This is a genomic window from Sulfuricurvum sp., from assembly GCF_028688295.1.
GTDB lineage: Bacteria > Campylobacterota > Campylobacteria > Campylobacterales > Sulfurimonadaceae > Sulfuricurvum.
Genome location: NZ_JAQTYM010000084.1, coordinates 1 through 7,861 on the forward strand (window position 1 = coordinate 1; position 7,861 = coordinate 7,861).

The 7,861-nt window shown below is 39.5% G+C and carries 9 protein-coding genes; 1 reads left to right on the plus strand and 8 read right to left on the minus strand.

The genetic code is table 11. The features are described 5' to 3' along the window. On the minus strand, window positions 1–330 hold a 330-nt coding region (locus PHR02_RS12155; protein ID WP_299992400.1), incomplete at its 3' end, for a hypothetical protein. A 245-nt stretch (window positions 331–575) separates the two neighbouring features. On the opposite strand from PHR02_RS12155, the gene PHR02_RS12160 reads away from it, so the two are divergent. Continuing rightward, window positions 576–2,144 carry a hypothetical protein gene (locus PHR02_RS12160; protein ID WP_299992402.1) on the plus strand — a complete coding sequence of 523 codons (1,569 nt, stop codon included), beginning with the start codon at window positions 576–578 and terminating at the stop codon, window positions 2,142–2,144. 328 nt (window positions 2,145–2,472) lie between these two features. Here the strand turns inward: PHR02_RS12160 and PHR02_RS12165 are convergent, their stop codons facing one another. The 7 genes from PHR02_RS12165 to PHR02_RS12195 form a co-directional block, all read right to left on the minus strand. Beyond that, window positions 2,473–2,640, minus strand: coding sequence for a hypothetical protein (locus tag PHR02_RS12165; protein ID WP_299992404.1), 168 nt, complete (start codon window positions 2,638–2,640; stop codon window positions 2,473–2,475). A gap of 14 nt (window positions 2,641–2,654) precedes the next feature. After that, window positions 2,655–3,731 carry a P-type conjugative transfer protein TrbL gene (trbL, locus tag PHR02_RS12170; protein WP_299992406.1) on the minus strand — a complete coding sequence of 359 codons (1,077 nt, stop codon included), beginning with the start codon at window positions 3,729–3,731 and terminating at the stop codon, window positions 2,655–2,657. A gap of 4 nt (window positions 3,732–3,735) precedes the next feature. Further along, entirely contained in the window at window positions 3,736–3,993 is a 258-nt protein-coding gene (locus tag PHR02_RS12175; RefSeq protein ID WP_299992408.1) for an EexN family lipoprotein, read from the minus strand. A gap of 12 nt (window positions 3,994–4,005) precedes the next feature. Further along, window positions 4,006–4,806: a P-type conjugative transfer protein TrbJ gene (trbJ, locus tag PHR02_RS12180; protein WP_299992410.1), complete on the minus strand. Its 801-nt coding sequence runs from the start codon at window positions 4,804–4,806 to the stop codon at window positions 4,006–4,008. A gap of 80 nt (window positions 4,807–4,886) precedes the next feature. Further along, window positions 4,887–5,762: a hypothetical protein gene (locus tag PHR02_RS12185; protein WP_299992412.1), complete on the minus strand. Its 876-nt coding sequence runs from the start codon at window positions 5,760–5,762 to the stop codon at window positions 4,887–4,889. A 40-nt stretch (window positions 5,763–5,802) separates the two neighbouring features. Further along, window positions 5,803–6,012 (minus strand): helix-turn-helix domain-containing protein, encoded by a 210-nt coding sequence (locus tag PHR02_RS12190; RefSeq protein WP_299992414.1) that lies wholly within the window; start codon window positions 6,010–6,012, stop codon window positions 5,803–5,805. 399 nt (window positions 6,013–6,411) lie between these two features. Next, a complete protein-coding gene (locus PHR02_RS12195) occupies window positions 6,412–7,638 on the minus strand; it encodes an integrase arm-type DNA-binding domain-containing protein (RefSeq protein ID WP_299992416.1) in 1,227 nt (408 codons plus the stop codon). Window positions 7,639–7,861 lie beyond the last annotated feature (223 nt).

The following is a 7,861-nucleotide window of genomic DNA, read 5'->3' on the forward strand; positions in this document are numbered from 1 at the left end:
TCTAAATTTATTTATTTTATTAAAAGCTATCCAATCAACATGAATATCTAATGCATTAAAGCGTTCTTCTATTTGAGAAACGTCAACTGTTTTACTACCTTTTCCAATCCATTTCAACCCCTCATTAACATCTATAAAAGGAGCAATCTTTTGTTTAATTAAAACTTCATCAGAATCCGATGGACTCATCAATACAAGTTTATGCTTGAATAATAAGAGTATCCCTGCGAAAACATTTCTTGTACTGGAAATTAATCGTCTTGGATCACCCGAATTGAAATCCTCTAAGCCTATTGCAATTGAATCAACAGCATTCTTTAAAATACTCATGTATCCCTTTCGATATAGTTTTATTACGTCCAATTAAATAATTATAGCGGATTAATATCTGTTAAATTACATTTGCATCTTCATTTAATTTGTTATCCATTTTTATAGTTCCAACTCTTCCCTCCATTTGAGCTTGCGAAAAAAGGAGCGCAATAAGACCCATAGGGTTGATAGTGCGCACTATCAACCCTAACGGATTAATCGTGCTATAATTCTCTACTTCGCAAGCTCAGGAGAATTACTCAATGGCAATCTCATCGATCAACTTCGCTAAATCTTCCGGCGGTTCATTTGCTCATAATGACCGATCAGAAAAAGAGCCGAACTATCTTCTTCCCATTGAGCATCGACTAGAAAATGAGTGTAATCGATCAGCGGTCGAAGCGCAAAAAATGTTAGAGAATTTATTTGAGAACGCCAAAGAAAATTACTCCAAAACCTATGGTCAAAAGTTCCAAACAAAATTTGAAAATGCACATTGGGAGGCTGTCATAAATCTCAACAAAGAGCATTCGATCAAAGACGTTGAACGTCTCGTTCGAGAGATCGAAAAAGAGACGGGATTTACAGCGGTACAAATTTCTATCCATCGAGACGAGGGGCGCTTGAATGAGAAAACGGGTCACCCAATTTACAACCTACACGCCCACGTCAATTTTTCTACTCTCGACCCCGAAACGGGAAGACAGTTGTACCGTAGATCGATCAGCAATTCAGAACGTGAGAAGATACGCAAAGAGAACGGTATCCCCGACGGCGAGAAGATACCGAAACATTTAACCGCTGTTATGGACAAAGCGAAGCTCTCAAAGCTCCAAGACATCACCGCCGAAGCATTGGGTATGGAACGGGGTGAAAGAGGCTCCGAGAAAGTGCGCTTAGGACATAAGCAGTATCGAGCCACAGAACAAGAGAAAGAGAAACTTTTAGAGAAGATCGAGGAACTCCAAAAAGAGAACACAGAGCTACGCTACAGCTTCCGAGATATGCAAAAGCAGATCACCGCCCTAGAGGGCATCGATGCGGAGCAAAAAAAAGAGCTTCACCGCCTCAATACCGAGATCAACAAGACCAAAGACCAAGACGAAAAAGACGAAAAAATCAAAGAGCTTATAGAGCAGATTATCACCAAAGAGCAAACGATAGATCAACTCAAAAGCGATTTAGAAAATACGCCTAAAATTTCTCAACCGATACACGAACCGATACACGAACCGATACACGGTTCAAAATTTGCCAAACTCCAAGAAGAAAACGAGATATTACAGATCACGAATAAAGTGTTAGAACGAGAACTTAAAGAGGCAAAAGAAGCACCAACACCGAAAGGCGAAAATGAAGCCTCTAAGGAGATCGAAGAGGCGTATAGTAAACTTCCCAATGGAACTTTTGAGGACACCGCTCCAACCGCCGCCGAAATTGAAAGTCAAAGAGCGGCTATGAAAGAGCTTGTTATAAGGCAAGAAAAAGACGATTTTGCGGAAAAGCTCATCGCCGAACATACAAAACTTGGAATTACCAACAAACAAGAACTTGCCAAAAGCTTCACAAGAGAGCTAAAGGCTAATCACGAATTACACAAAAAGAGCTTTAAAATGCTTCCATTGCTCAACGAGATGAAAACCAAAGCGATTGAAGCATTCAAAGACGTTGCCAAAAACTCAAAAAGTGCCTTAGAAAGCGTTTTTAACAAAATTACGGGGAAATCCATACCCGAAGTAAAAAAAGAGCGTGAGGAGCATTTAAACGCTCAAAAAGAGCGGGAACGATTAGAACGCCAAAAAGAAGATCGAGGGAAAGGGAATGAGAGATAATTATATTCATCAAAGCCGTTAAGTCTTTTTTTGGAGTCTCAAAAAGCACTCTAAAAAGAGAGAAAAAAGTTTATTTTTTTATCAAACTTTCCAACGATAAAAATACTCAATAGTTTGTTTTTTTATCAAACTATTGAAAAAGCACTCGGTATAGATGGGAAAAACATAACTTATTAGCTATCTGATTTGTTAAGGCTTTTTGCTAATTATTTACTAACAAATAAATAATAATTAATTCGTAACTTATTTATAAATTATTATTAAATAATTAATTATTTATTAGCTCGTTTTTGTACCAAATAGATTGACCTATTTAGTACAAAATTGTTTAAAGCGTTTTAACGTTTGGGTCGGTCGTACTTTGCCACTCAAAGGGCTTTTTCTCTGTTTTCAACCAAAAGGGCTTATGCCCCTCTTCGCCTATTGGCGGGTTAATTTCCGCCTCTTCGGGCGGTGTAGTTTCCGCCGCCAGTTTTTCTTCTGTTTGCTCATCCATTTGTTTGGATCTCCTTATTTGTTTTTACGGATTGTTTCGGCGGCACGTTCACCCACGGAGGTGGTACTACGTGCATTTTTCCCTTTGATCGTATTGGCAAAATCTTCACCAATCGCTCTTCCGAGATTGCCCATTGTAGAGCCTTGACCGTTTGCGGATTTCTTTCTAGCCTCTTTAATGGCTTCGTGCATCCCTGCGCCGTGTTTAGCGGAAGCGGCTACACCCGCCGCCGCTCCACCGACGACACCCGCCGCAACACCGAGTCCCGACGTTGAGTTACCGCCGAGAGTTCCCGATAATAAGCTGTTTACAACCCCGTTTATCATTTGCACAATAGACACCAAAACAATAGATAAAACAATTACCGCAACGTATGAGCCAGTGTCATTGCCCACGGTTGTTTGTAAATTTTCAATTGTATCTATCGTCAAGGCAAGAACCAACTTAATGAACATAAGTTCCATCCCCGCCGCAAAGAGAGCTTTTATAGGGCTAGTTGCCATCGAGAGAGTATAAGACCATCCCGCCAATGAAAAAACGATATAAGACCCTGCTATGAGCATTTGAATTTTAACCAATGTCATAAACAGTTGAGCCGCCATTAATCCAAAAGCGATCAAGCAAATAACACCCGCAATGACTGCGGCAATGCTCCGTCCTACATCGGTTATACTCATACCATCCCACAAGGACATTACTAAGTTCATTGCCACTTCAAGAATGGTATCAGGCTCAATATCCCTACTTGTAGCGTTTGTCGCTATTTGTGCGAATGATGCGGGAATCATCTTTAAATAATCAATAGATTCAAAAATCGCCAAAAAGAAACCAATAATAAGTATCTTCCTTAAAACTTCAACCCAAATTCCTCCAAAATCTGCACCTTTTACCGCCATTAAACCGAACGTTAAAACGAAATCGATAGTAATAAAGGTGAAAAACAACCACAACCCTGCGGGTTTAATAGCACTTACCCACTGGGTAGATGCGGCAGAAATTATTTCCAAAACGCCTGCAACATTATTATCGGTTTCGACTTCACCAAATAACAACGACGGAATTAAAAGTGCCAATAAAATAATGAGTTTCATTGTTTTACCACGTTTTGATATGAGGCTCGTTGCCTTTAATTGATTTTTTACTTTTTGATGCCAATACAGCCCGCTCTGCGCTTGCACATTCCACTCTCTCATCCTCGGTCATTGACCCAATTGTTTTGCACTCTTGAATCAAGTCTTTTGCCTCATCAAGATGAGTTTTGTAATATTCGATCGTTTTGGCTTCATCTTTCGGAGTGCCACAGCCAGTGAGCAAAATTGCCATAATTGCCGCAATTGTAAATACTGTTTTCATTTGGTGTCCTTTTTACCACGTTTTGATGTGAGGCTCATTGCCTCTGATTGGTTTCTTGCTTTTTGCTACCCACGCATCACGAGATGCTTGTGTCGCCGCCTTTTCCTCATTAGCCTGTACCGATGCTTGGGTCATAAGGTTCGTTTGCATCAACATAGAGGAATGGAGCTTTTTAAGGTGCTCTGTTTGGTGCATAGCGATTTCATTCGCCGCTTGAATTACCGCTTTGTTCCCGACCGCATTACGGCTCTGGAGCTTCAACAAATTCATATTCACTGCGTCGTCTTGTAAATCCTGATTGATCGCTTTCAAGTTGCGAAGCGTCCCGAGAGCCGTTCCACGGTTCTGATCGGTCAAGGATTTGTAATAATCAGAGAATGAAGCCGCCTGCTCTCTGATCGTGCCAATCATTCCACGATTTTTGTGTTCGTCGTATCCTGGGAACGTCGTTGAGAATTTATCGTCGAGGTTCGCCATATTGTAGGCTATACCGTTCGTCGCAACCATCACCGATGAGAGCTGATTGATATAACCGTTAAAGTTTGATATATCCATTGCACTCAAAGCCTCTAAGTTTTGATAACCTTGCTCAACTGATTGGATATTTTGCTGTAAATTTTGAGCCTGTACGGCGTACTGCTGAACCTGTTTTGAATATTCTTGCGCCCGTCCGACTTCATCGGCTATCCATTGAGCCACTTGTGTAGTCTCCGTAGCAACTGCGGGACCATCACCGCCGAAAAGAGCGAAACAACTTTGAGGAACGGACAATAAAGCTATTGTCAAAGCTATTTGTGGCATTTTATTTTTCATTTTTTTCTCCTTTGGTTATTGAATATGTCATCGAGAACGTGATCGTGCTCAACCGAAGCTAGTTGTGAAAATTTCGAACTTCATGCAACACCCCCTATTTGTTCCCGCCGTTTCGCCTCGGCTGTCTGAAAAGCTATTTCAATCAGAATATCCGATGGCACGATGTTATTCATTTGGAGTACAAGGTCATCCTTTGCTCGCTCTTTACATTTTTGGCGTTCAAACCAATGCATCGATAAAAACTCAATCACAAGGTGATCGATGATGTTGTTTTGCGCTTCGTACACCTCGAACCATTCTTCTAGTCTCACCGACTCGTCTGAATACGGTTCCGACAATCCAAGTAAAATATGCTTTTTGAATGCAATTGAGTTTTTGATTCCGCCAGAATTTAGGCGGAACGCGACGAAATCTTCGATCATGGCAATCGTCATGCGATGCTGATCCGCAATTTCAGCAAGGGTGAGTGCTTTTCCACACTTTGGGGGTTGGGGGGTATTATCTTTTCCAAGTATCTGACCTGTAGTCTCTGCCGTAGTCTCTGCAAAAGCTTGATCTATATCTAAATGCTCTTTTGGCGGTTGCCTATCTTCCGTTTCGGCATTTACGTAAACGCCGTTTAGTAGTTTACGTAGAATAGTCAAATCTAAATCATAATAGGTAACACGAGTCATATCCGTTTTACTCGATGCAACGCCTAACTTTTTTAGTATAGTCATAGCCGTATTGAACTCTTTTTCCGAGAATCCAAGTTCCTCACACCAACTATCACCATGTTGGTATAATTTGTGCGGACAAGGCTTAATAAACTTATAAAATGCTCCCCCACTCTTCGTGTACCAATAGATCATCTGTTGTAACAAGATGGTAGCTGTTACTTTTTTGGTAATTTGATTTAGCTCTTTTCGGTATAGCAATATCTCTTTATCAGCAGCGAGAAGTTGCAAAATATTCATTTTTAAACCCCAAAAAAATCAAATGATTTTTGAAAAGTTTTCATGCTGTTTTCATACAACTTTGGACATATTCATCCAAATCCGCTTTTGACCAAACTGTTATCCTCGGGGATAATTTTATGGCTTTAATTTTCTTCTGTCGTGAGAACATCCACACAGTACTGACACCGACACCAAGATACGATGCGGCTTCACGATCTCGCATTAAATTGCGCTGATCTATGGGTTGCTTATTTTCTGAGTGATTCATGTGAATCCTTTTTATTTCTCTTTTATAATTCATACCGTCATTACCCATTAAAGTCTGTCACAGACTTGCAGGTTCCGTTGAACAAGTGCATCATAATCGAAAAGCAAACAAAAAAACAATATTAATTAATAAATAATAAATAAACTCAAATTAATTTAACTAAAATTAATTTAATTCAAATAAGTACAAATAATTCTTAGCTTGTTTTGGTTAGAAAAGCCCATAATATAGGGGCATTGAAGAGGTTGGTGAAGTTGGGTAATATTTTGAAGTCAAAATTTCAATTTTCTATTTTAAAATTTCAACGTCATTTTTAATAAAAAAACTTTTTTCTTTGATGTTTACATTAGTAACACTTTTACTCAAAACAATATCAATGAGGGTTTATTTTTCTACTTCTTATCCCTTTGTTTTATCCAAAAAATCTGCCCACCATTGCATAAGTGCCACACGTTGATCCCAATATTCAGCGCGATTGTATGCCGCTCTTACTTTATTTTTTGGTTCGTGGGCTGTGCATTTCTCTATCACGTCACTGTTAAAACCGTGCTCAGGTATTTTTTCTTCTGCTATCGTTGTAAACATTGCTCTAAATCCATGAGGTACAATCTCCTCATTTGTATAGTCCAATCGGATTAATGCCGCACGCAATGTATTTTCGCTCAAAGGGCTATTTCGAGTTCGCGATGCACCAAAACAATACTGCCCTGTTCCTGTGAGCTTGTGCAGTTCTCGCAATATATCAAGCACTCTATCCGTTAGCGGTACAAGATGTTCACGATTCATTTTCATTTTATCCGCTTTAATGGTCAAAATCTTTTTATCAAAATCAACTTCACTCCACTCCATAGCTCTAATATTTCTAGGGCGAAGTGCTAAATATGGCATGACCTGCAAAGCACATCTAACCGTATATTGACCTTGATACCCATCAATAACATTCAGTAGAGTTCCAATCTTATTGGGATCAGTAATCGTTGGATAATTGCTTTTAGTGGCTGGTATAAGCATCCATTTTGGACTTATATCAGCGGCGGTATTTCGTTCACAACGTCGATTAGCAGTCGCATATTGATAAACTTGCGAAATCAGGTTATAAACTCGGTGCCCTTCTTCGATTGCTCCTCGATCTTGTATGCGTGTCAAACACGCCATGATTTCATCGCGCGAAATATCATTCATAAGAGTCTCGCCTATATATGGGTTTACATTGGACTCTAACCGTCCCCATTGCTTGTTAAAATGCCCCTCACTTATTTTAGACCGTCTCAACTCAAAATAATCGATAGCGCATTGCTTGAAAGTATTGAGGCTTTCTTGTTCTATAGCTTTAATAGTTGCTTTTATTTCTTTACGCTCTTTTATCGGATCAATGCCAATACTGGCTTTGCTCTTAAAGTCATCTCGCTTAATTCTCGCATCTTTCAGACTAACCGATGGATAAGCTCCTGCCGTAGTCGTTTTTGGTTTTCCATCCACTGTAAAACGAATTTCCCAAATCTTCTTTCCATCAGGCTTGATTACCAACTGTAGCCCGTTCCCATCGGAGAGAGTATATTTTTTCTCTTTTGGTTTTGCGTTCTTAATCTCGGTGTCTGTGAGCGGTAATACTTTTTTATTCGCCATGATCTACCCTTCTAATGTAGTTTTAAAAACCACTCTATAAACTACATTATAGAGAACTACATTAAAAACTACATTAAAATCTTAGATGATGTAAAATGCTATTGATTTCTATTAAAGGCTAAAATACGATAAAAGTGCCTATTTTAGGCGATTTAAAAAAGGATATTAGAGGCTATTGAAGGGTATTGAAACGTAGTTTTGGTGGAGGCGTCCGGGATTGAAC